At 65.7% G+C, this 23,311-nt stretch carries 24 protein-coding genes and 1 pseudogene; 14 read left to right on the plus strand and 11 right to left on the minus strand.

Features of this window, described 5'->3' with window-relative positions; all coding sequences use genetic code 11:
- The 8 genes from LGM89_RS19890 to LGM89_RS19925 all read left to right on the plus strand — a co-directional run bounded on the left by LGM89_RS19890 (position 1) and on the right by LGM89_RS19925 (position 7,867).
- On the plus strand, positions 1 to 1,677 hold the full coding sequence (locus tag LGM89_RS19890; RefSeq protein WP_226207714.1) for a glycosyltransferase family 39 protein: 1,677 nt from the start codon (positions 1 to 3) through the stop codon (positions 1,675 to 1,677).
- 13 nt (positions 1,678 to 1,690) lie between these two features.
- Complete coding sequence (locus tag LGM89_RS19895; protein ID WP_011352303.1) at positions 1,691 to 2,062, plus strand: EamA family transporter; 372 nt, start codon at positions 1,691 to 1,693, stop codon at positions 2,060 to 2,062.
- Positions 2,063 to 2,195: 133 nt separating this feature from the next.
- Positions 2,196 to 3,347 carry a DegT/DnrJ/EryC1/StrS family aminotransferase gene (locus tag LGM89_RS19900; protein ID WP_226273722.1) on the plus strand — a complete coding sequence of 384 codons (1,152 nt, stop codon included), beginning with the start codon at positions 2,196 to 2,198 and terminating at the stop codon, positions 3,345 to 3,347.
- Between the two features lie 6 nt (positions 3,348 to 3,353).
- On the plus strand, positions 3,354 to 4,391 hold the full coding sequence (locus LGM89_RS19905) for a glycosyltransferase (RefSeq protein WP_226273723.1): 1,038 nt from the start codon (positions 3,354 to 3,356) through the stop codon (positions 4,389 to 4,391).
- The gene (locus tag LGM89_RS19910) at positions 4,388 to 5,335 is read left to right on the plus strand and encodes a formyltransferase (RefSeq protein ID WP_226207716.1); all 948 of its coding nucleotides are present in this window, start codon (positions 4,388 to 4,390) and stop codon (positions 5,333 to 5,335) included. The genes LGM89_RS19905 and LGM89_RS19910 overlap by 4 nt, the downstream gene beginning before the upstream one ends.
- The gene (locus LGM89_RS19915) at positions 5,332 to 6,387 is read left to right on the plus strand and encodes a bifunctional UDP-4-keto-pentose/UDP-xylose synthase (RefSeq protein WP_006482864.1); all 1,056 of its coding nucleotides are present in this window, start codon (positions 5,332 to 5,334) and stop codon (positions 6,385 to 6,387) included. The genes LGM89_RS19910 and LGM89_RS19915 overlap by 4 nt, the downstream gene beginning before the upstream one ends.
- 13 nt (positions 6,388 to 6,400) lie before the next feature.
- Entirely contained in the window at positions 6,401 to 7,297 is an 897-nt protein-coding gene (locus tag LGM89_RS19920; protein WP_226273724.1) for a polysaccharide deacetylase family protein, read from the plus strand.
- Positions 7,298 to 7,405: 108 nt separating this feature from the next.
- On the plus strand, positions 7,406 to 7,867 hold the full coding sequence (locus LGM89_RS19925) for a peroxiredoxin (protein ID WP_006756046.1): 462 nt from the start codon (positions 7,406 to 7,408) through the stop codon (positions 7,865 to 7,867).
- Between the two features lie 192 nt (positions 7,868 to 8,059).
- Here LGM89_RS19925 and LGM89_RS19930 read toward each other — a convergent pair.
- A pseudogene (locus tag LGM89_RS19930) lies at positions 8,060 to 8,304 on the minus strand (hypothetical protein); the annotation flags it as partial.
- Here LGM89_RS19930 and LGM89_RS19935 point away from each other — a divergent pair.
- Together LGM89_RS19935 and LGM89_RS19940 are read left to right on the plus strand one after the other, a co-directional pair.
- A complete protein-coding gene (locus tag LGM89_RS19935) occupies positions 8,200 to 10,002 on the plus strand; it encodes a PhoH family protein (protein ID WP_089425590.1) in 1,803 nt (600 codons plus the stop codon). The pseudogene LGM89_RS19930 and the gene LGM89_RS19935 overlap by 105 nt on opposite strands.
- A 236-nt stretch (positions 10,003 to 10,238) precedes the next feature.
- Entirely contained in the window at positions 10,239 to 11,333 is a 1,095-nt protein-coding gene (locus LGM89_RS19940; protein WP_226273725.1) for a C40 family peptidase, read from the plus strand.
- Positions 11,334 to 11,481: 148 nt separating this feature from the next.
- Here LGM89_RS19940 and LGM89_RS19945 read toward each other — a convergent pair whose 3' ends face one another.
- The 10 genes from LGM89_RS19945 to LGM89_RS19990 all read right to left on the minus strand — a co-directional run bounded on the left by LGM89_RS19945 (position 11,482) and on the right by LGM89_RS19990 (position 19,117).
- Entirely contained in the window at positions 11,482 to 12,492 is a 1,011-nt protein-coding gene (locus tag LGM89_RS19945) for an inorganic phosphate transporter (protein ID WP_089495013.1), read from the minus strand.
- 10 nt (positions 12,493 to 12,502) lie between these two features.
- Positions 12,503 to 13,129 (minus strand): DUF47 domain-containing protein, encoded by a 627-nt coding sequence (locus LGM89_RS19950; protein ID WP_089495014.1) that lies wholly within the window; start codon positions 13,127 to 13,129, stop codon positions 12,503 to 12,505.
- 138 nt (positions 13,130 to 13,267) lie between these two features.
- A complete protein-coding gene (locus LGM89_RS19955; protein ID WP_006486249.1) occupies positions 13,268 to 14,650 on the minus strand; it encodes a replicative DNA helicase in 1,383 nt (460 codons plus the stop codon).
- Between the two features lie 139 nt (positions 14,651 to 14,789).
- Positions 14,790 to 15,242: a 50S ribosomal protein L9 gene (gene rplI, locus LGM89_RS19960; protein ID WP_021156519.1), complete on the minus strand. Its 453-nt coding sequence runs from the start codon at positions 15,240 to 15,242 to the stop codon at positions 14,790 to 14,792.
- Positions 15,243 to 15,269: 27 nt separating this feature from the next.
- The gene (gene rpsR / locus LGM89_RS19965) at positions 15,270 to 15,545 is read right to left on the minus strand and encodes a 30S ribosomal protein S18 (RefSeq protein ID WP_006486248.1); all 276 of its coding nucleotides are present in this window, start codon (positions 15,543 to 15,545) and stop codon (positions 15,270 to 15,272) included.
- Between the two features lie 4 nt (positions 15,546 to 15,549).
- Complete coding sequence (gene priB, locus LGM89_RS19970) at positions 15,550 to 15,849, minus strand: primosomal replication protein N (RefSeq protein WP_011657069.1); 300 nt, start codon at positions 15,847 to 15,849, stop codon at positions 15,550 to 15,552.
- Positions 15,850 to 15,889: 40 nt separating this feature from the next.
- Positions 15,890 to 16,264, minus strand: a complete 375-nt coding sequence (gene rpsF, locus LGM89_RS19975; protein ID WP_006402295.1) for a 30S ribosomal protein S6 — start codon at positions 16,262 to 16,264, stop codon at positions 15,890 to 15,892.
- Positions 16,265 to 16,507: 243 nt separating this feature from the next.
- Complete coding sequence (locus LGM89_RS19980) at positions 16,508 to 17,398, minus strand: anti-sigma factor family protein (protein WP_226273726.1); 891 nt, start codon at positions 17,396 to 17,398, stop codon at positions 16,508 to 16,510.
- Entirely contained in the window at positions 17,388 to 18,029 is a 642-nt protein-coding gene (locus tag LGM89_RS19985; RefSeq protein ID WP_226273727.1) for an RNA polymerase sigma factor, read from the minus strand. The genes LGM89_RS19980 and LGM89_RS19985 overlap by 11 nt, the downstream gene beginning before the upstream one ends.
- A gap of 176 nt (positions 18,030 to 18,205) precedes the next feature.
- Positions 18,206 to 19,117: a LysR family transcriptional regulator gene (locus LGM89_RS19990; RefSeq protein WP_226273728.1), complete on the minus strand. Its 912-nt coding sequence runs from the start codon at positions 19,115 to 19,117 to the stop codon at positions 18,206 to 18,208.
- 172 nt (positions 19,118 to 19,289) lie between these two features.
- On the opposite strand from LGM89_RS19990, the gene gcl reads away from it, so the two are divergent.
- The 4 genes from gcl to LGM89_RS37195 all read left to right on the plus strand — a co-directional run bounded on the left by gcl (position 19,290) and on the right by LGM89_RS37195 (position 23,307).
- A complete protein-coding gene (gene gcl / locus LGM89_RS19995) occupies positions 19,290 to 21,065 on the plus strand; it encodes a glyoxylate carboligase (protein WP_226207720.1) in 1,776 nt (591 codons plus the stop codon).
- A 43-nt stretch (positions 21,066 to 21,108) separates the two neighbouring features.
- Positions 21,109 to 21,900 (plus strand): hydroxypyruvate isomerase, encoded by a 792-nt coding sequence (gene hyi / locus LGM89_RS20000; protein WP_226273729.1) that lies wholly within the window; start codon positions 21,109 to 21,111, stop codon positions 21,898 to 21,900.
- 59 nt (positions 21,901 to 21,959) lie between these two features.
- Positions 21,960 to 22,853 carry a 2-hydroxy-3-oxopropionate reductase gene (locus LGM89_RS20005; RefSeq protein WP_089440271.1) on the plus strand — a complete coding sequence of 298 codons (894 nt, stop codon included), beginning with the start codon at positions 21,960 to 21,962 and terminating at the stop codon, positions 22,851 to 22,853.
- 328 nt (positions 22,854 to 23,181) lie between these two features.
- Entirely contained in the window at positions 23,182 to 23,307 is a 126-nt protein-coding gene (locus tag LGM89_RS37195) for a hypothetical protein (RefSeq protein WP_256093589.1), read from the plus strand.
- Positions 23,308 to 23,311 lie beyond the last annotated feature (4 nt).

The following is a 23,311-nucleotide window of genomic DNA, read 5'->3' on the forward strand; positions in this document are numbered from 1 at the left end:
ATGAACGATACGCCGTCGAGGCTACCGCTCAATCGCATCACGCTCGTCCTCCTCGTCATCGCGCTCGCGATCGTCTGGTTCGCGCCGCTCGGGCTGCGCCACCTGATCCCGAGCGACGAAGGCCGCTATGCGGAAATGGCGCGCGAGATGTTCGTCACCGGCGACTGGATCACGCCGCGCTACAACGGCTACAAGTATTTCGAGAAGCCGCCGCTGCAGACCTGGCTGAACGCGCTCACGTTCGCGTGGTTCGGCATCGGCGAATGGCAGGCGCGCCTCTACACGGCCGTCGCGAGCTTCGCCGGCATCCTGCTGGTCGGCTACACCGGCGCGCGCCTGTTCAACCCGCTGTCGGGCTTCCTCGCCGCCGTCGTGCTCGCGTCGTCGCCGTACTGGAACCTGATGGGTCACTTCAACGCGCTCGACATGGGGCTCGCGTTCTGGATGGCGCTGTCGCTGTGCTCGCTGCTGCTCGCGCAGCGGCCCGGGCTGCGCCCGGCCGCGGCACGCGGCTGGATGTGGGCATGCTGGGCCGCGATGGCGTTCGCGGTGCTGTCGAAGGGCCTCGTCGGCCTGATCCTGCCCGGCGCCGTGCTCGTGCTCTATACGCTGATCGCGCGCGACTGGGCGCTGTGGAAGCGCCTGTACCTGGTGAGCGGCCTCGTGATCTTCTTCGCGATCGTCACGCCGTGGTTCGTGCTCGTCCAGCAGCGCAACCCCGAGTTCTTCAATTTCTTCTTCATCGTCCAGCAGTTCCGCCGGTACCTGACCCCGGAACAGAACCGCCCGGGCCCGCTCTACTACTTCGTGCCCGTGCTGCTGGTCGGCTTCCTGCCGTGGCTGTCGGTCGCGTGGCAGAGCATCCGCCATGCGCTGCGGATGCCGCGCCAGCCGAACGGCTTCTCGCCGATGCTCGTGCTGCTGATCTGGAGCGCATTCATCTTCGTGTTCTTCAGCGCGTCGCATTCGAAGCTGATCTCGTACGTGCTGCCGGTCGCGCCGGCGCTCGCGCTGATCATCGGCGCGTACCTGCCGCTGATCAGCGCCGACCGGTTCCGCCGCCACCTGCTCGGCTACCTCGTGTTCCTCGTCGTCGCGGCGTTCGGGATCATCTTCCTCGCGTACCAGGGCGATGCCCGTACGCCGAACGCGCTGTACCGCGCGTTCCAGATGTGGCTGTACGCGGGCCTCGCGGTCGCGGCCGCGCTGACCCTCGCGGCCGCATGGCTGAACCGCCGCGCGGGCGTGGCCGCCGCGCTCGCGGCCTTCGGCGCCGCCTGGCTCGCGTTCGGCACGATCGGCGGCACCGGTCACGACGAATTCGGCCGCTACAGCTCCGGCGCGCTGCTCGCGCCCACCGTGCGCGCCGAACTGGCGAAACTGCCGGCCGACACGCCGTTCTACTCGATCGAGATGCTCGATCACACGTTCCCGTTCTACATGGGCCACACGACGATCATGGTCCAGCGCCAGGACGAGCTCGCGTTCGGGATCTCGATGGAGCCGAACAAGTGGATTCCGACCGTCGACGAATGGATCACGCGCTGGAAGCAGGAAACCCATGCGCTCGCGATCATGCCGCCCGGCGAGTACGACACCCTGGTCAAGCAAGGCGTGCCGATGCGCGTGATTGCACGCGACAACCGCCGCGTGATCGTCGAGAAACCGCAATCGTAAGGACGCCCGCTGCATGAATCCCGTTTCGTTCGTCTGCATCATCACCGGCGTGATGCTCAACGCCTGTGCGCAACTTCTGCTGAAAGCCGGCGTCAACGCCGTTGGACACTTCGAATTCAGCCGTGCGAACATCATCCCGGTCGGCCTGAAGATCGCGACCCAATTGCCGATCATCGGCGGCCTCGGCTGCTACGTGCTGAGCGTCGTGGTCTGGATCGTCGGGCTGTCGCGGGTCGACGTGTCGATCGCGTACCCGATGCTGTCGCTCGGCTACGTCGTCAACGCATTCGCGGCCTGGTACCTGTTCGGCGAAGTGCTGTCGGTCCAGCGGCTCGTCGGCATCGGCATCATCCTGATCGGCGTGCTGGTGCTCGCGCGAAGCTGAGCCCGCCCGCCGCGCGCATTAAGCGTCTGCCTACAAAAAATCACGGTGCGATTGCGCCAACCGGTGTTTAATGCCGGTTTCGGCCGGGATCGCCCGACCCTTTTATTACACGCCATTACAGGCCAAAACGTACATGAGCCAGACTACCGCTCCGTTTCTGCCGTTCACCCGCCCCGAGATCGATGAGGAAACCATCCAGGGCGTCGTCGACGTGCTGCGCTCGGGCTGGATCACCACCGGCCCGCAGAGCCAGAAATTCGAAGCGGCGCTGTCCGAATACTGCGGCGGCCGTCCGGTCCGCGCGTTCAATTCGGGCACCTGCACGCTGGAAATCGGCCTGCGCATCGCGGGCGTCGGCCCCGGCGACGAAGTGATCACGACGCCGGCGTCGTGGGTCTCGACCAGCAACGTGATCCTCGAGACGGGCGCGACGCCCGTGTTCTCCGACATCGATCCCGTCACGCGCAACATCGACCTCGACAAGCTCGAGCAGGCGATCACGCCGCGCACGAAGGCGATCATCCCCGTGTTCCTGTCCGGCCTGCCGGTCGACATGGACCGCCTGTACGCCATTGCGCGCACGCACAAGCTGCGCGTGATCGAGGATGCGGCGCAGGCGTTCGGCTCGACGTGGAACGGCAAGCGCATCGGCGCGATCGGCGACATCGTGTCGTTCAGCTTTCACGCGAACAAGAACCTGACGACGATCGAAGGCGGCGCACTCGTGCTGAACAACGAGGAAGAAGCGACGCTCGCGCAGAAGTACCGGCTGCAAGGCATCACGCGCACGGGCTTCGACGGGATGGACTGCGACGTGCTCGGCGGCAAGTACAACCTGACCGACGTCGCCGCGCGCGTCGGCCTCGGCCAGTTGCCGCACATCGAACGCTTCACCGCGCAGCGCCGCGCGCTTGCGCGTGCCTACTTCGCCGCATTCGACGGCAGTGCAGCCGTGAAGCTCGGCGTCGGCCTGCCGATCGCCGAATTCGATAACGGCAACTGGCACATGTTCCTGATCACGCTGCCGCTCGAGCGCCTGACGATCACCCGCGCCGAGTTCATGGCGCAGATGAAGGAACGCGGCATCGGCACGGGCATCCACTACCCGGCGATCCATCTTTTCACGCTGTACCGTGCACGCGGCTTCAAGGAGGGCATGTTCCCCCACGCCGAACGGTACGGCGCGTCGACCGTCACGCTGCCGCTCTTCACGCAGATGACGGAAGGCGACGTGCGTCGCGTGGTCGACGCCATCAACCAGATTTGCGAACAATACGGAAAATAAGCGTACATGAGTCACCTTGAAGCACGCGCCGGGCATCCGGCCGCCGGGCACCTGGACGCCGGCCGGCCCGAAGTATCGGTCATCATCCCCGTGTACAACGAGGAAGACGGCCTCGCTGCGCTGTTCGCGCGGCTGTATCCGGCGCTCGACGCACTCGACACGTCATACGAAGTGATCCTGATCAACGACGGCAGCCGCGACCGCTCGGCGGCGATGCTCGCCGATCAGTTCCACGTCCGTCCCGACACGACACGCGTCGTGCTGCTCAACGGCAACTACGGCCAGCACATGGCGATCCTCGCCGGCTTCGCGCAATCGCGCGGCGAGATCGTCATCACGCTCGACGCCGACCTGCAGAACCCGCCCGAGGAAATCGGCAAGCTGATCGCGAAGATGCGCGAGGGCTACGACTACGTCGGCTCGATCCGCAAGCAGCGCCAGGACAGCCTGTGGCGGCGCAAGGCGTCGCAGATGATGAACCGCCTGCGCGAGCGCATCACGCGCATCAAGATGACCGACCAGGGCTGCATGCTGCGCGCGTACAGCCGCCGCATCATCGACACGATCAACGTGTGCGGCGAAGTCAACACGTTCATCCCGGCCCTCGCGTACACGTTCGCGCAGAAACCGACCGAGATCGAGGTCGCGCACGAGGAGCGCTTCGCCGGCGAGTCGAAGTACTCGCTGTACAGCCTGATCCGGCTGAACTTCGACCTCGTGACGGGCTTCTCGGTCGTGCCGCTGCAGTGGCTGTCGTTCATCGGCGTGATCCTGTCGCTCGGCTCCGCCGCGCTGTTCGTGCTGCTGCTCGTGCGACGCTTCATCGTCGGCGCGGAAGTGCAAGGCGTGTTCACGCTGTTCGCCATCACGTTCTTCCTGCTCGGCGTGATCATCTTCGCGCTCGGCCTGCTCGGCGAATACGTCGGCCGCATCTACCAGCAGGTGCGTGCACGGCCGCGCTACCTGATCCAGGCCGTGCTCGAGCAGCACGACGGCGTGCCGCCGGTGCCGGCCGGCGCGAATCGCACGGGTACCGTGCAATGAAGCCGCGCGCAGTCGTCTTCGCGTATCACAACGTCGGCGTGCGCTGCCTGCAGGTGCTGCTCGCGCGCGGCGTCGACGTCGCGCTCGTCGTCACGCACGAGGACAACCCGAACGAGAACATCTGGTTCGGCAGCGTCGCATCCGTCGCGGCCGAGCACGGCATTCCGGTGCTCACGCCGGCCGATCCCGCCGATCCGGCGCTGCGCCGCGCGGTATCCGACGCGCAGCCGGACTTCATCTTCTCGTTCTACTACAGGCACATGCTGCCGGTGGACCTGCTCGCGATCGCGCCGAAGGGCGCGTACAACATGCACGGGTCGCTGCTGCCGAAATACCGGGGTCGGGTACCGACCAACTGGGCGGTGCTAAACGGCGAAACCGAAACCGGCGCGACGCTGCACGAGATGGCGGCGAAACCCGACGCCGGCGCGATCATCGGCCAGACCGCGGTGCCGATCCTGCCGGACGACACGGCCACGCAGGTGTTCGACAAGGTCACGGTAGCCGCCGAGCAGACGCTCTGGCGCGTGCTGCCCGCGCTGCTCGCGGGCGAGGCGCCGCACCTGCCGAACGATCTCTCGAGCGGCAGCTACTACGGCGGGCGCAAGCCCGAGGACGGCCGCGTCGACTGGTCGAAGCCGGCCGCGCAGGTCTACAACCTGGTGCGCGCGGTCGCGCCCCCGTATCCGGGCGCGTTCACGGACGTCGACGGCGCGCGTTTCGTGATCGCGCGCGCGCGCCTGGCGGCACCCGGCAGCGCGGCGGCGGCCGCGGCGGCAGATTTGCCGCCCGGCCTGCACGTAAGCGATAATGCGCTATTCGGCGTCTGCGGCGACAGCCGCGCCCTATCCATTCTCGAGCTGTGGCAGCAGCGCGACGGCAGCGAAACCGTCGTGACGCCTGCGGAATTCGCGCAGTTCATTCATTCTTCCCGTCATTCATGAAAGCAAAAAAAGTCCTGATCCTGGGTGTGAACGGCTTCATCGGCCATCACCTGTCGAAGCGCATTCTTGAAACCACCGATTGGGAAGTGTTCGGCATGGACATGCAGACCGATCGGCTGGGCGACCTCGTCAACCACGAGCGGATGCATTTCTTCGAAGGCGACATCACGATCAACAAGGAGTGGGTCGAGTATCACGTGAAGAAGTGCGACGTGATCCTGCCGCTCGTCGCGATCGCGACGCCCGCCACCTACGTCCAGCAGCCGCTGCGCGTGTTCGAACTCGACTTCGAGGCGAACCTGCCGATCGTGCGTTCGGCCGTCAAGTACGGCAAGCACCTCGTGTTCCCGTCGACCTCCGAGGTCTACGGCATGTGCTCGGACGAGCAGTTCGACCCGGATGCATCGGCCCTCACCTACGGCCCGATCAACAAGCCGCGCTGGATCTACGCGTGCTCGAAGCAGCTGATGGACCGCGTGATCTGGGGCTACGGGATGGAAGGCCTGAACTTCACGCTGTTCCGTCCGTTCAACTGGATCGGCCCGGGCCTCGACTCGATCTACACGCCGAAGGAAGGCAGCTCGCGCGTGGTCACGCAGTTCCTCGGCCACATCGTGCGCGGCGAGAACATCAGCCTCGTCGACGGCGGCTCGCAGAAGCGCGCGTTCACCGACATCGGCGACGGCATCAGCGCGCTGATGAAGATCATCGAGAACAAGGACGGCGTCGCGTCGGGCAAGATCTACAACATCGGGAATCCGAAGAACAACTTCTCGGTTCGCGAACTCGCGCACAAGATGCTCGAACTGGCGGCGGAATTCCCCGAGTACGCCGATTCGGCCAAGCAGGTGAAGCTCGTCGAGACGACGTCCGGCGCCTACTACGGCAACGGCTACCAGGACGTGCAGAACCGCGTGCCGAAGATCGACAACACGATGCAGGAACTCGGCTGGGCGCCGCAAGCGACGTTCGACGACGCGCTGCGCAACATCTTCGAAGCGTATCGCGGTCACGTCGCCGACGCACGCGCGCTCGTCGAACAGCAAGGCTGATCGGGACGTTCGCTTGGCTCGCATCGTCCTCAAGATCGACGTCGACACGCTGCGCGGCACGCGCGAAGGCGTGCCGAACCTCGCGCGCATCTTCGACCGCTTCAATGCGCGCGCGACCTTCCTCTTCAGCCTCGGGCCCGATCACACGGGCTGGGCGCTGCGGCGCGTGTTCCGCCCCGGCTTCCTGAAGAAAGTGTCGCGCACGTCGGTGGTCGAACACTACGGCGTGAAGCAGCTGATGTACGGCGTGCTGCTGCCGGGCCCCGACATCGGCCGCCGTGCAATCGCCGACATGCGTGCGATCCACGAGGCCGGTTTCGAATGCGGGATCCACACGTGGGATCACGTGTACTGGCAGGACAACGTCCGCGCGCGCGATTGCGACTGGACCGCGCGTGAAATGCAGAAGAGTCACGCGCGCTTCATCGAGGTCTTCGGCGCGCCGCCCGTCACGCACGGCGCGGCCGGCTGGCAGATGAACGATTCCGCGTTCGAGCAGATCGACGCATGGGGAATGCGCTACGCCTCTGACGGTCGCGGCCATTCGCCGTACCTGCCCGTCGTCAACGGCCGCACGCTGTCGCACGTGCAGATGCCCACCACGTTGCCGACGCTCGACGAAGTGCTCGGCATCGACGGCATCGACACGCACAACGTCGCCGCGCACATCCTCAAGTTCACCGAAACCAATCCGCACGACCAGGTGTTCACGCTGCATGCGGAACTGGAAGGCCAGAAGCTCGCGCCCGTGTTCGAGCAACTGCTCGCCGGCTGGCGCGCGCAAGGCCACACGTTCGCGACGATGGGCGACTACCACGCGACGCTGGACCGCGACTCGCTGCCATCGTACCCTGTCACGTGGGGCGAAATCCCCGGCCGCTCCGGCGAACTGATCGTCCAGCCCGACTGAGTTCGCACGAGCCGGCGTCGCCCGCTGCGCCCTTGCGGCGCGCGGCCGCGACGCCCCGCCGAACCGCGCCGCCGCAGCGGCGCCTTTCCATAACAACAGGAGAAACACGTGTCCGTCGAAGTTGACCGTCAAGTTCCCGATTTCACCGCACCGGCCACGGGCGGCGACATTTCGCTGTCCGACCTGAAGGGCAAGAAACTCGTGCTGTACTTCTATCCGAAGGACAACACGCCGGGCTGCACGACCGAAGGGCTGCAGTTCCGCGATCTCTATCCGAAGTTCAAGAAAGCCGGTGCGGAAGTCATCGGCGTGTCGCGCGACAGCCTGCGCTCGCATGACAATTTCAAGGCAAAGCTCGAACTGCCGTTCCCGCTGATTTCCGATGCCGACGAAGCGCTGTGCGCGCTGTTCGATGTCATCAAGATGAAGAAAATGTATGGCAAGGAAGTGCGCGGAATCGAGCGCTCCACGTTCCTGATCGACGCCGACGGCGTGCTTCGCCAGGCATGGCGCGGCATCAAGGTACCGGGTCATGTGGACGACGTGCTAAGTGCTGTACAAGCGCTTTGAGGCGCGTTATATTGGGCCGCAATGAATGCCAGTTCGCCCCATATTTCTCGTAGCTGCGCCGGTGCTCGTTGCGATGCTTGCCGGCACCTGACGCGCATTACGACCGTATCAGCCAAGCCGCATGCCTCTATCGACGAGGCAGCGGCTTTTTTTATGGATTGCGCGCCGGGCCTCGGTCCGGCCCTCACCGCGTCAAGGAGCTGATCGACACTTAGGCGAACCGGCTAGACGAACTTCCTGTGCGCCACCGCGCGCAAACTGCATGCGTCTACGTCACGCAGGATGCGATCAGCGGCGCACGCCATGCGACACGATTCCTCCCGAGGGACACCATGCCTTTGCCTACTCCCCCCAGCAAGCTCGGCAGCCTGCTGCCGCCCGACGAATACAAGGCGAAAGCGCGGCCCGCGAAAGCCGCGAAGAAATCCGCCGAAGGGGACGCATCCACAGCCGGTGACTTTGGTCCGGCGAGCGTGGCCCAACCGATGACCGAAGCCGCGAACACGGCCGCGCCTTTGCGCGCCGTCGCGTCTTCGGCGCAAGATGCCGCGAGCGCACCCGCTCGCGGCCGCAAGACCAAACAGACGGCGGCCCTGCTGCAGCCGATGCCGGCGCCCGCCGAACCCGCGGCGCCCGTCGTTGCACGCAACGACAAACCGGCTGCCGACAAACCGGCCGCCGCACCGGCGCGCGATACCGGCGCCGCGACGAAGTCACGCAGCCGCAAGCCCGCCGAAGCCGAACTGCAGAAACTGTTCGTGCTCGACACCAACGTGCTGATGCACGACCCGAGCAGCCTCTTCCGCTTCGAGGAACACGACGTCTATCTGCCGATGATGACGCTCGAGGAACTCGACAACCACAAGAAGGGGATGTCCGAAGTCGCGCGCAACGCACGCCAGGTCAGCCGCACGCTCGACGCGCTCGTCGCCGATGCCGGCCCGATCACGGCCGGCATCCCGCTGTCGCGCCTCGGCAGCCGCGAGGCGCTCGGCCGCCTGTACTTCCAGACGAAGCTGGCGGACATCGCGCCCGTCGAAGGCTTGCCCGAAGGCAAGGCCGACAACCAGATCCTCGGCGTCGTGCGCGCGCTGCAACGCGACCGCCCCGATCGCCAGGTCGTGCTGGTGTCGAAAGACATCAACATGCGGATCAAGGCGCACGCGCTCAGCCTGCCCGCGGAAGACTACTTCAACGACCAGGTGCTCGAGGATAAGGACCTCCTGTACAACGGCGTGCGCGAACTGCCGCAGGACTTCTGGACCAAGCATGCGAAGGGCATGGAGAGCTGGCAGGACACGAAGACGGGCACCACGTACTACCGCGTGACCGGCCCGCTCGTCGCGTCGATGCTCGTCAACGAGTTCGTCTATCTCGAGCCGCAGAACGGCGAGCCGACGTTCCATGCGATCGTCCGCGAGCTGAACGGCAAGACGGCGCTGCTGCAGACGCTGCGCGACTACAGCCACCACAAGAACAACGTGTGGGGCATCACCGCGCGCAATCGCGAGCAGAACTTCGCGCTGAACCTGCTGATGAACCCCGAGATCGACTTCGTCACGCTGCTCGGCCAGGCCGGCACCGGCAAGACGCTCGTCGCGCTCGCGGCCGGCCTCGCGCAGGTGCTCGACGACAAGCGCTACAACGAGATCATCGTGACGCGTGCGACCGTGCCGGTCGGCGAGGACATCGGTTTCCTGCCGGGCACCGAGGAAGAGAAGATGCAGCCGTGGATGGGCGCATTCGACGACAACCTCGAAGTGCTGCAGAAGACCGACGACGCCGCCGGCGAATGGGGCCGTGCCGCGACGCAGGAGCTGATCCGTTCGCGCCTGAAGGTAAAGAGCATGAACTTCATGCGCGGCCGCACATTCGTCGACAAGTACCTGATCATCGACGAGGCGCAGAACCTGACGCCGAAGCAGATGAAGACGCTCGTCACGCGCGCCGGCCCGGGCACGAAGATCGTGTGCCTCGGCAACATCGCGCAGATCGACACGCCTTACCTGACCGAAGGCAGCTCGGGCCTCACGTACGTCGTCGACCGCTTCAAGGGCTGGGGCCACAGCGGCCACGTGACGCTCGCGCGCGGCGAACGCTCGCGGCTCGCCGACTACGCGTCGGACATCCTGTAACGCGGCTGGCCGGCCGATCGGCCGGCTGTCGACGCCTCGCGGCGCTCCTCTCAGGAGCGCCGTTTTTATTTGGGGTCGAAGACGTAAGTAACGCTTCGTCACGCAACAACGCAGTTTACGCGCGAAACTTCAAGTAAATTCTCAGGAATGGTTGCTTAAGCCCCGTCGGAGCGTCTACCATCGGGTCTGTCTGTTGTCATACGATTCGCGAGCGCGCCGCGCTCGCCCGCCTCGCCATGCTTCGAATTTGGGTCCCCGTCGCCGTCGTTTCCCTGCTTGCGGCCTGCTCCAGCGTGCCGCCGCAGTCGGCATCGCGCTCCGATTCGGGCATGAGGATCACAACGCCGCGCGCATTCCCCGCCCCCGCCAATTTCCCGAAATTCGTCGATCACAGCGTCGGCCAGGAAGAAATCTCGATCCAGGCGATGAGCCTCGTCGGCGTCCCGTATCGCTGGGGCGGCAACACGCCGACGAGCGGCTTCGACTGCAGCGGGCTCGTGCGCTATGTGATCGGCCGGGCGGCCGACGTGAACCTGCCCCGCACGACGGCCGACATGAGCGGCCGCGGCGTGTCGATCGAGCCCGACCAGATCGCGCCGGGCGACCTGATCTTCTTCAATACGACCGGACGGCCGCATTCGCACGTCGGCATCTATGTCGGCAAGCTGCGCTTCGTCAACGCACCGTCGACGGGCGGCACCGTGCGGCTCGACTACCTGACGAACCCGTACTGGGCCAAGCGTTTCGACGGCATTCGCCGCGTCGCGCCGCCGCGCGGGGCGCCAACGCCGTTCGATGCACCGACCTACGAGGCGAAGCGCGACGAGCCGCGCAGCGCGCCGGCGGCCGCACCGGCCCCGGTGGTCGTGACTGCCGCCGCGCCGCGGCCGCCTGCCTATGCGTCGTCGCAAGCGAGAACCGCGCAGGCGCCTGCGCCCGCGCCGGTTATCGCTGCCGCGCCGGTCGTGACGACCGCCGCAGCCGCACCCGCAGCCCCGGCCGCCGATCCGTACGAACCGCCGCCACCGCGCAGGCAGGCCGCGCAGCAACAGGCAACGTCAGTGAATGACGGGATGACCGCGATGACGGCCAATGCAGCGCCTGCCGCCCCGGTCGAGTCCGGCACGCAGATTCCGACGACGGCGCTCACGGCCGCCCAGGCCGCCGCGTTCGATGCCGAACCGCCGCCTGCCGCCGCGCCGGCATCTCCGCGCAGTATCGAGCCCGCACCTGTGCAGGTATGGCGCGCGTCGACGCAATCCGCGCCCGTCAGCCCGCGCACCGGTACGGCAGACGATCCGATCGCGCGGTTTGCGAACGGAAGCTACTAACCGGTTGCCCGAACCTCGACAGTCAATCACGTTGGCGGTATCTGCCGCCGCCCCGCCCGTTCCGCCGCGAACTCCCCGCTCCCAAAGAAAATGCGCCGCAGCCTTTCGGCTGGCGGCGCATCGGATGTCGATCCGGCTACGTCGGCGATCAGAAGATCTGGTGACCGAGCCACCATCCGCCGGCCGCGAACAACGCAGCCGCGGGCAGCGTCAGCACCCAGGCCCACACGATGTTGCCGGCCACCCCCCAGCGCACGGCCGACAGCTTCTGCGTCGCGCCGACGCCGACGATCGCGCCGGTGATCGTGTGCGTGGTCGACACCGGAATGCCGAGGAACGACGCGAGGAACAGCGTCATCGCACCACCGGTTTCCGCACAGAAACCCCCGACCGGCTTGAGCTTCGTGATCTTCTGGCCCATCGTGCGCACGATGCGCCAGCCGCCGAACAGCGTGCCGAGGCCCATCGACAGGTAGCACGCGCCGATCACCCACGCCGGCGGCGCATCGGCGGTCGCCGACGCATAGCCCGACGCGATCAGCAGCATCCAGATGATGCCGATCGTCTTCTGCGCGTCGTTGCCGCCGTGGCCGAGGCTGTACAGCCCGGCCGACAGCAGCTGCAGCCGGCGGAAGCGCCGGTCGACCTTGCTGGGCGCGGTGCGGAAATACAGCCACGACACCCCGAGCATGAACAGCGAACCGAGGATGAAGCCGAGCAGCGGCGAGATGAAGATGAACGCGATCGTCTTCAGCAGCCCGTCGATGTTCAGCGAGCTCCAGCCCGACTTGGCGAGCGCCGCGCCGACGAGGCCGCCGATCAGCGCGTGCGATGAGCTCGACGGAATCCCGTAGTACCACGTGATCACGTTCCAGCCGATCGCACCGACCAGCGCGCCGAAGATGACGTAGTGGTCGACGATCTCGGGGTCGATCGTGCCTTTACCGACGGTCTGGGCGACTTTCAGGTGGAAGATGAAGTACGCGATCACGTTGAACGCGGCCGCGAACACGACGGCCTGCTGGGGCTTCAGCACCCCGGTCGACACGACGGTGGCGATCGAGTTCGCCGCGTCGTGAAAGCCGTTCATGAAGTCGAATATGAGCGCGACGAGCACGAGTGCCGCGACCATCCATAGGGCGAGTTGTATCGAATGCATCGTGGTCCGCTCAGGCGTTTTCCAGCACGATGCCTTCGATGATGTTCGCGACGTCCTCGCACTTGTCGGTGATCTCTTCGAGCAGCTCGTAGATCGCCTTCAGCTTGATGAGCGTCTTCACGTCGTCTTCCTCGCGGAACAGCTTCGACATTGCGGCGCGCAACACGCGATCGGCTTCCGACTCCCAGCGGTCGATCTCCTCGCACTGCTTGAGGATCTGCGCCGACTGCTTCATGTCGGACAGCAATCCGACTGCCTGTTGCACGTGCTGGGCCGACTGCGTGACGATGTGCGCGAGCTGGCTCGCTTCCGACGTGACGGAACGTACGTCGTACAGCGACACGGCCGTCGCGACGTCTTCCATCAGGTCGAGGATGTCGTCCATCGTCGTGATCAGCTTGTGGATCTCGTCGCGATCGAGCGGCGTGATGAACGTCTTGTGCAGCAGATCGATCGCCTCGTGCGTAAGCTTGTCGGCGGCCTTCTCGGCGGTTTGCACGTTTTGCTTGTGAATCTCGGCATCGGCGAGATTGTCGATCAGCAGTTCGAGTTCGCGCCCGCCGGCAACGATGTGCTTCGCGTGCGCGTTGAAGAGTTCAAAGAACTTGCCCTCGGTGGGCATGAATCGACCGAACATGGGATTCCTGAGAGATTGTCAAACTACTGTCACGAAAACGGGCGGTATTGTACCGTTTCCGGTCGCGCCGCGCCGCGCGCATGTGCGCACGGCGGGATTGGATACAACGTTTGGCGATTTAGGACTTTACAACCGGCGTTACTCGCCGTAGAAGGTCTGCGCTCCAGCAAAGTTGTCGAACTTCGTGTATTGCCCCAGGAACGTGAGCCGAACGGGGCCGATCGGACCGTTACGCTGCTTGCCGATGATGATTTCGGCCGTACCCTTGTCGGGGCTGTCCGGGTTGTAGACTTCGTCACGGTAGATGAACAGGATCACGTCCGCGTCCTGTTCGATTGCGCCCGATTCGCGCAAATCCGACATCACCGGGCGCTTGTTCGGGCGTTGTTCGAGGCCGCGGTTCAGCTGCGACAGCGCGATCACCGGCACGTCGAGTTCCTTCGCGAGGCTCTTCAGCGATCGCGAGATTTCCGAGATTTCGGTCGCGCGGTTCTCGCCCTGCGACGAACCTGACATCAGCTGCAGGTAGTCGACGATGATCAGGCCAAGCTTGCCGCATTGCCGCGCCAGCCGCCGCGCGCGCGAGCGCAATTCCATCGGGTTCAGGCCGCCGGTTTCGTCGATGAAGAGCTGTGCCTCGCTCATCTTCTGCACCGCGTGCGTCAGTTTCGGCCAATCCTCGTCCGTCAGGCGGCCCGTGCGCATCCGGTGCTGGTCGAGCCGGCCGATCGAGCCGAGCATCCGCATCACGAGCTGGGTACCCGGCATTTCCATCGAGAACACTGCGACCGGCAGCCCGTACTCGACCGCGACGTATTCGCCGATGTTCATCGAGAAGGCCGTTTTACCCATCGAGGGTCTTCCGGCAACGATGATCAGTTCACCGCCGTGCATCCCGGACGTCATCCGGTCGAGGTCGACGAAGCCCGTCGGCGTGCCCGTGACGTCGCTCGGGTTCGCCGTGTGGTACAGCGTATCGATGCGCTCGACGACCTGCGTGAGCAGCGGGCCGATCTCGAGAAAGCCCTGGTTGCCGCGCGCGCCCTCTTCGGCAATCGAGAACACCTTCGACTCGGCCTCGTCGAGCAGCTGGCGGACTTCCTTGCCCTGCGGGTTGAACGCATCGGCCGAGATTTCGTCGGCAACCGACACGAGCCGGCGCAGCACCGCGCGGTCGCGCACGATTTCCGCATAGCGGCGGATGTTCGCCGCGCTCGGCGTGTTCTGTGCGAGCGCGTTCAGGTAGGCCAGCCCGCCGACGTCGTCGGCCTTGCCGGACGTGGTCAGCGCTTCGTACACGGTCACGACGTCGGCCGGGCGCGTCGACGCGATCAGGCGGCCGATGTGCTCGTAGATGATCCGGTGGTCGTAGCGGTAGAAATCGCCCTGCGACAGGAAGTCGGCAATCCGGTCCCAGGCCGCGTTGTCGAGCAACAGGCCGCCGAGCACCGACTGCTCGGCTTCGACCGAATGCGGCGGGACTTTCAGCGATTCGATTTGAGGATCTTGCGGCGCGTTCATGGGTTGGGATTATCGCGAATTACACAGGGCGGCGCCATACCGGCCACCGGCGAACGAGCAATAAAAAAGGCAGGCCCCGGTTGCCCGGGCGCCTGCCCTTGTCCGGACGGCGGAAGCCGCCCGGAAAGCTTGCGTACGCTTACGCGTGGTCGCCGATCACGTTGATCGTGACGTCGACGACGACGTCCGTATGCAGCGCGACCTGGACGTTGTGCTCGCCGATCATCTTCAGCGGGCCTTCCGGCATGCGAACTTGCAGCTTCTCGACTTCGAAACCTGCCTTCTTCAACAGTTCCGCGACGTCGCCGTTCGTGACCGAGCCGAACAGACGGCCGTCAACGCCCGACTTCTGCGTGATTTCGAACGACTGGCCGTTCAGCTTCTCGCCGACTGCCTGCGATGCCGCCAGCTTTTCAGCGGCGATCTTTTCGAGTTCAGCGCGGCGAACTTCGAATTCGGCGATCGCTTCCTTCGTTGCACGGCGAGCCTTGCGGTTCGGGATCAGGAAGTTGCGAGCGTAACCGTCCTTGACCTTGACGATGTCGCCGAGGTTACCCAGATTAGCGACTTTTTCCAACAGAATGATTTGCATTCGAATTCTCCTTATTGCGTCGCCTGGTTACGCCTTGTGCTGATCGGTGTACGGCAGCAGCGCGAGGAAACGCGCACGCTTGATGGCCGTATCCAGCTGACGCTGATAGTGCGCCTTCGTACCCGTCAGACGAGCCGGCGTGATCTTGCCGTTTTCGCCGATGAAGTCCTTCAGCGTTTCCGTGTCCTTGTAGTCGATCTGCTCGACGCCTGCAGCCGTGAAACGGCAGAACTTCTTGCGCTTGAAGAGCGGGTTTTGTTGCTGACGACGCTTGTCGAATTTCTTACCAGTCGGGCGGGGCATGATTTCAGTCCTTTCCAATGTCCTGCAATGCTGTGATGTGAAACACCAAGGTTCTCGCGTTGCGGCTTTTCTTTGCCAGGAAGCCCGTGAACAGCGTTTCGACGCCCATTTCACGACTTTCCAGCCTGCCGCTCGCCTCACCGGCCGCCACCGCCTCGATCGTCATTTCGACCTGACGGGGAATGCCTGCTTCGACGACTTCCGTGCGGTGATGCAATGTGGCGCTTGCGATCGGAACACCTGCCGGCGTATATCGCACCGGTGCGCGTTCGACGACGCTTGCCGTCAATTGCAACCTGTTCACGTGAGTGACGCGCTCCTTGATGGCTTAATGAATGACGAACTTAAGCCTGCGCTTCGGTCGGCTGAGCTGCAGCCGCCTTCTTGGCTTCTTCGCGCTGAACTTCCTTCATCATCGGCGACGGGCCGGTTTCGGCCTTCTTCATCTTGACGATGAGGTGGCGCAGCACGGCGTCGTTGAACTTGAACGCGTGTTCGAGTTCGTCGAGCGTCGTCTGGTCGCACTCGATGTTCATGCAGACGTAGTGAGCCTTCGCGAGTTTCTCGATCATGTAGGCCAGTTGGCGACGGCCCCAGTCTTCGACGCGGTGGATCTGACCGCCGTGCGACGTGATCGTGGTCTTGTAACGCTCGATCATCGCGGGCACTTGCTCGCTCTGATCGGGGTGCACGATGAATACGATTTCGTAATGACGCATTACACACTCCTTGTGGATTAAAGCCACCCGGGCGTCTGAACCGGTGTGGCAAGTGAGAAGCCGAAGATTCTAACCCGGATACGGGGCGCATGCAAGGCCAATCGACGGTTCGTGCGCGGATTCGGCCATGTTTTCAAAGACTTGAGGGGGCGAACCCGGGCAGGTCGGGCGCTCTTGGGCGCATTTCCCGGTCAGGGTCGGAACAGAAACGCGCGACAGGCGGCAGGCCGCAGCCCGCCGCCGTCATTCGGTGCGTGTCACGCCGAGTCGCGCATCGAGCGCGGTCCTGAATGCCGCGAGCGCCGACGGTTCGGCGTCGGTCACGGCCCACCAGGTCATGCCGGCCGCCTCCCAGCGGTCGAGCGCGTAGCCTTGCGACACGGTCGTGTACGGCGCCCCCGGCCCCTCCCCGGCCGGCCGCACGTAGACGTCGATCACGTGCTGCCGGTGACGGTAGACGAGCACCGCGACGCGGCGCCGCCCGACATAGTCGAGCCGGCCGCCGACCAGCGCGAAGCCGTCCGCCGCGAGATCCTCGACCGGCGGCGCATAGTCGATCCGGCCGTTGAACCACGGCTTGACCGTGTGCCGGTCGGTCGAGATCACGTCGATGTCCCGCGCCGACAGGTCGGCCCGCACGTGGCTCGACACGAGTTCGTCGACCGTGCGGTCGGTGTCGGCGTGGCGGGCGGACAACGTCATCCCGCCCGCCGCGGCAAGCGCCACCAGCAGCGCGACGCCCCAGCCGAGGCCGGGCAGCGCGGCCACGCGCGGCCCCATGCCGGCCGACGCCGGGCGCGCCGCCCCGCCTTGATCCGTCAGCCACGAAAACCAGCGGCGGCCACGCGGACGCGGCTGCGGCGTTGACCGCGGTTCGGGCTGCGGCTGCGCCTGCTCGCGCACGGGCGCATCGGCCGCCGCCGGCAGGCTCGCGAGAATGCTGGCCCGCAATGCATCCGGCGCACGGTGGTAGTCGGCCTGGCGCACGGCCTGCACCAGCGTGACGATCCGCGCGCGTTCGCGGCGGCACGCTTCGCATCCTTCGACATGCTGCTGGACCCGCAACGCATCGGGCGCCGACAGCTCGCGGTCGACGTCCGCGTCCAGCAACGCTCGCGCTTCGTTACAGTCCATCGATAGCCTCCGATGCGGTTCCGCCAGCCGGCGTACGGCCCTGCCTGCCTTCGGCCGCCGGTGCGGGCTCGCCGCGCAGCAGCGCGGCGAGCTTGCGCCGGCCGCGTGCGAGCCGCGACATCACGGTGCCGACCGGCACGTCCGCGATCGCCGCGATCTCGCGGTAGCTCAGGTCCTCCATCTCGCGCAGCACGAGCACCTCGCGGTATTCGGGCGCCAGCTTCGCGAGCGCTTCGTTCACGAGCCGCACGTTCTCGCCGCGCAGCAGGTGCGCGAGCGGATCGTCGGTCGCGGGTTGCCAGTCGTCGGGCACGTCGGTGTCGTCGAGCGTGTCGGGCAGCGCAACCTCGTGCGCATGCGTGCGGCGCCGCCATTCCGTGTACCAGGTGTGGCGCACGATCGTCAGCAGCCACGGCCGGGCGTTGTCGCCGCGACACGAATCGACGAAGCGCAGTGCGCGCATGCACGCGTTCTGGACGACGTCGTCCGCATCGCCGGCGTTGCCGCTCAGCCAGCGCGCGAGGTTGTACGCGGCGTCGAGATGCGGCAGCACGAGCGCACGAAACCGCTCGCCGCGCGCCACCGCGTCGTCCGCCGACCGCTCTTCGATCGCCTGTCCGGCTTGCCCCACATGGCCTCCCTGGTCCCGGCGGCCGAAGCCGCGCCCGTTCCGAGCACGGCGCCCGGACAGACTGGCAACGTGCACGCTTGATGACCTTACCGTCGTTGCGTCGAGTTTATTCCCGCGCCGCGCGCCCGAAGCGTAAAAAATCGCCGGACAGCCCTGCGGCCGGGCCGTCCGCGCCGTTACGGCGTGGTGCTCCAGTAGCCCGGACTCGCGTAAGCGGCGCGCAGGTAGTCGATGAAGTAGCGCACGCGCGCCGGCACGTAGCGCTGCTGCGGGTAGACCGCGAGGATGTCGTAGTCGGGCAACGCATATTCGTCGAGCACGGTTTCAAGCTCGCCCGTCTCGAGCTGGGCGGCGATCTCCCAAGTGGAGCGCCAGCCGAGCCCGAGACCTTCGGCCACCCAGCGGTGCAGCAGCTCGCCGTCGTTGCAGTCGAGATTGCCCGCCACGCGCATCGTCGCGATCTTGCCGTGGCGCTGGAAATACCAGCCGCGGTTCTGCCCGCCCTGCAGGTTGAACGCCAGGCAGTTGTGCTTGAGCAGGTCGTCGAGCGACTTCGGCCGGCCGTGCCGGCGGAAATACTCGGGCGTGCCGCACACGACACGCCGGTTCGACGCGAGCTTCACCGCGACGAAGTTCGGATCGACGGCCCCACCGATCCGGATCGACAGGTCATAGCCTTCGCGCACGAGATCGACGACGCGGTCGGTCAGGTTGAACGACAGCTGCATCTCGGGCTTGTCGGCCAGAAAGCCGGGGGCGTGCGGCGCGACGTGCTTGCGCCCGAATGCGGCCGGCGCGGACACGATCAGGTGGCCGCTGACCGCGCGCCCCCCGGCGGCCAGCTCGTTCTCGGCCTGGTCCCATTCGGACAGGAGGCCGCGACAACGCTCGAGGAACGCGGCGCCCTCCTCGCTGACCACCAGCCGCCGCGTAGAGCGGTACATCAGCTTCACGCCGAGACGCTTTTCGAGCGCGTCGATGCGCCGCCCGAGCACCACCGGCGACACGCCCTCCTCGAGCGCCGCCGCCGCGAGGCTGCCGGCATCGGCCACCCGCACGAACGTCTCGATCTGCTTGAAGCGATCCATCTCCCGTCTCCGTCTCTGCGGCGGCACCGGCGGAAAGCCCCGCCCGGCCGTCATTCCATACTTTTAGTTTCGAAAAAAGCGACTTCGGCTGATCTTATCAAACCTTTCCTGCATCCCTAAAGTGTCCCCAACAGACCCATTTGCAAGATCCACCCCATTCAAGGAGACATTCATGGCCAAGATGAGAGCCGTCGACGCAGCTGTGCTCGTGCTCGAGAAAGAAGGCATCCAGACCGCGTTCGGCGTGCCGGGCGCAGCGATCAACCCGTTCTACTCGGCCATGCGCAAGTCGGGTGGCATCAGCCACGTACTGGCACGCCACGTCGAAGGCGCGTCGCACATGGCCGAAGGCTTCACGCGTGCGGCCCCGGGCAACATCGGCGTGTGCATCGGCACGTCGGGCCCCGCCGGCACCGACATGATCACCGGTCTCTATTCCGCTTCCGCCGACTCGATTCCGATCCTCGCGATCACCGGGCAGGCACCGCGTGCCCGCCTGTACAAGGAAGACTTCCAGGCCGTCGACATCGAATCGATCGCGAAGCCCGTCACGAAGTGGGCCGTCACCGTGCGCGAGCCGGCGCTCGTGCCGCGCGTGTTCCAGCAGGCGTTCCACCTGATGCGCTCGGGCCGTCCGGGCCCGGTGCTGGTCGACCTGCCGATCGACGTGCAACTCGCCGAAATCGAATTCGACATCGACACGTACGAACCGCTGCCGGTCTACAAGCCCGCGGCCACCCGCGCGCAGATCGAGAAGGCGCTCGCGATGCTCAACGACGCGGACAAGCCGCTGATCGTGTCGGGCGGCGGCGTGCTCAACGCAGCGGCGGAAGACCTGCTCGTCCAGTTCGCCGAAACGATCGGCGTGCCGGTGATCCCGACGCTGATGTCGTGGGGCGCGATTGCCGACGACCACCCGCTGATGGCCGGCATGGTCGGCCTGCAGACGTCGCACCGCTACGGCAACGCCACGATGCTCGCGTCCGACTTCGTGCTCGGCATCGGCAACCGCTGGGCGAACCGGCACACGGGCAGCGTCGAGGTCTATACGAAGGGCCGCAAGTTCGTGCACGTCGACATCGAGCCGACGCAGATCGGCCGCGTGTTCGGCCCGGACCTCGGCATCGTGTCGGACGCGAAGGCCGCGCTGGAACTGTTCGTCGCCGTCGCACGGGAATGGAAGGCCGCCGGCAAGCTGAAGGACCGCAGCGCATGGGTCGCGGAATGCCAGGAACGCAAGCGCACGCTGCAGCGCAAGACGCACTTCGACAACGTGCCGGTCAAGCCGCAGCGCGTGTACGAAGAGATGAACAAGGTGTTCGGCCGCGATACGTGCTACGTCAGCACGATCGGCCTGTCGCAGATCGCCGCCGCGCAGTTCCTGCACGTGTTCAAGGCACGTAACTGGATCAACTGCGGCCAGGCCGGCCCGCTCGGCTGGACGATCCCCGCCGCGCTCGGCGTGCGGGCAGCGGACCCGAGCCGCCCGATCGTCGCGCTGTCCGGCGACTACGACTTCCAGTTCATGATCGAGGAACTGGCCGCCGGCGCGCAATTCAAGCTGCCGTACGTGCACGTCGTCGTGAACAACTCGTACCTCGGGCTGATCCGCCAGGCGCAGCGTGCATTCGACATGGACTACTGCGTGCAGCTCGCGTTCGACAACGTGAACGCGCCGGAACTGAACGGCTATGGCGTCGACCACGTCGCGGTTGCGGAAGGCCTCGGCTGCAAGGCGCTGCGCGTGTTCAAGCCGGAAGAGATCGAGCCGGCGCTGCGCCAGGCGCAAACGCTCGCGGAAGAGTTCAGCGTGCCGGTGGTCGTGGAAGTGATCCTCGAGCGCGTGACGAACATCTCGATGGGCACCGAAATCGACGCGATCAACGAATTCGAGGATCTCGCCGAAAAGGCCGAGCACGCACCGACCGCGATCTCGATGCTCGACTGAACCGCACGACATTTTTGACTGACCGACCGAAGAGGCTTAGCTCATGCCGAAGTTTGCTGCAAACCTGACCATGCTGTTCAACGAAGTGCCGTTCCTCGACCGCTTCAAGGCGGCCGCCGACGCGGGCTTCGACGCCGTCGAGTTCCTGTTCCCGTATCCGTACGCGAAAGAGGAACTCGCCGAGCGGCTCGAGACGCATCGCCTGCGCCTCGTGCTGCACAACCTGCCCGCCGGCAACTGGGACCAGGGCGAGCGCGGCATCGCGTGCCTGCCCGATCGCGTCGGCGAATTCCAGGAAGGGGTCGGCCGTGCGATCGAGTACGCGAAGGCGCTGAAGGTGCCGCAGCTGAACTGCCTCGTCGGCATCCCGTCGGCCAGCACGGCGCGCGACAAGACGTTCGTCACGATCGTCGACAACCTGCGCTTTGCCGCCGATGCGTTGAAGCGCGAAGGCATCCGCCTGCTCGTCGAGCCGTGCAACAGCTTCGACATCCCGGGCTTCGCGCTGAACCGCTCGTCGGAAGGGCTCGACGTGATCCGCGCGGTCGGCTCGGACAATCTGTTCCTGCAGTACGACATCTATCACATGCAACGCATGGAAGGCGAACTGGCCGCGACGATCGAACGCAACCTCGCATCGATCGGCCACGTCCAGCTCGCGGACAACCCGGGCCGCAACGAGCCGGGCACGGGCGAGATCAACTACGCGTTCCTGTTCGCGCTGCTCGACCGGCTCGGCTATGCCGGCTACGTCGGCTGCGAATACAAGCCCCGCACCACCACGACGGAAGGCCTCGGCTGGCTGCAAAGCGTCGCCGGCTGCGCACCGGGCTAGGCGCGTCGCGCCGCCTGAGATCCGCCCTTTCCGTTTTCAGCCCTATAGGAGACTTTCACATGGCAACCATCGGTTTCATCGGCCTCGGCATCATGGGCGCGCACATGGCGCGCAACCTGCTCAAGGGCGACCACCAGCTCGTCGTGAACGGCGCGTTCCCGATCCCGGACGACCTGCGCACGAGCGCGAAGGTCGTCGCGAACTCGACCGAAGTCGCGAAGAACGCGGACATCATCATCTCGATGGTGCCGGATACGCCGGACGTGCGTAACGTGCTGTTCGCCGACGACGGCGTCGCGAAGGGCCTCTCGGCCGGCAAGCTCGTGATCGACATGAGCTCGATCTCGCCGCTCGACACGCAGGAATTCGCGAAGCAGATCAACGCACTCGGCTGCGACTACCTCGACGCGCCGGTGTCCGGCGGCGAAGTCGGCGCACGCGAAGCGACGCTGACGATCATGGTCGGCGGCCCGGAGGCGGCATTCGAACGCGCCAGGCCGCTGTTCGAGAAGATGGGCAAGAACATCACGCTCGTCGGCGACAACGGCGCGGGCCAGACCTGCAAGGTCGCGAACCAGATCATCGTCGCGCTGAACATCGAGGCGGTCGGCGAAGCGCTGCTGTTCGCCGCTCGTTCGGGCGCCGATCCGGAGCGTGTGCGTCAGGCGCTGATGGGTGGCTTCGCCGCGTCGCGCATCCTCGAAGTGCACGGCGCGCGGATGACGAAGCGCACGTTCGATCCGGGATTCCGCATCGAGCTGCACCAGAAGGACCTGAACCTCGCGCTCGACGGCGCACGCAAGCTCGGCCTCGCGCTGCCGCATACCGCGAGCGCGCAGCAACTGTTCAGCGTGTGTGCGTCGCACGGCGGCAAGGCCTGGGATCACTCGGCGCTCGTGCGCGCGCTCGAGATCATGTCGAACTTCGAGATCGGCCAGACGCCGGCCGCGTAACACGGCTGCAACGATGCGCGTTTCCGCTGCGATGGCGGACGCGCGCGACAGACACACGTGACCGGCACGGCCGGTCGCATCGATGCGCGAGGCGCCACGCACTCGCGCATCACGGTGGGGCGCCCCGCCCTGCACTGCCGATGGCATGCGGGACGGGGCGAAAAACGCCGCTCTGGGCTGAGAGCGGCGTGGTGGGGTCCGCAGCGGCACCCGGCGACGCCGGGGAAGCCTTGGTCGGTCAGACGTCGTCGTCGGGTGTCCGCCTGTCGGATTTCGCGTATTACATTTCTTTACGTTCGAGCGTGCGATTTTTCATGCAATCGTCGTCATGAACGCCTACACTTTCGCCACGCCTTTCGAGAAAACCGCCGCGCTAGCGTTCACCTCCGGTGACCGCGCCCAGCGCGGTGTTTTTTTCGCCACTTCACGGCGCGTTTTCTTTTCAACCACCTAAGGAG

The sequence above is a fragment of the Burkholderia sp. AU31624 genome (assembly GCF_020420065.1).
Lineage (GTDB): Bacteria > Pseudomonadota > Gammaproteobacteria > Burkholderiales > Burkholderiaceae > Burkholderia.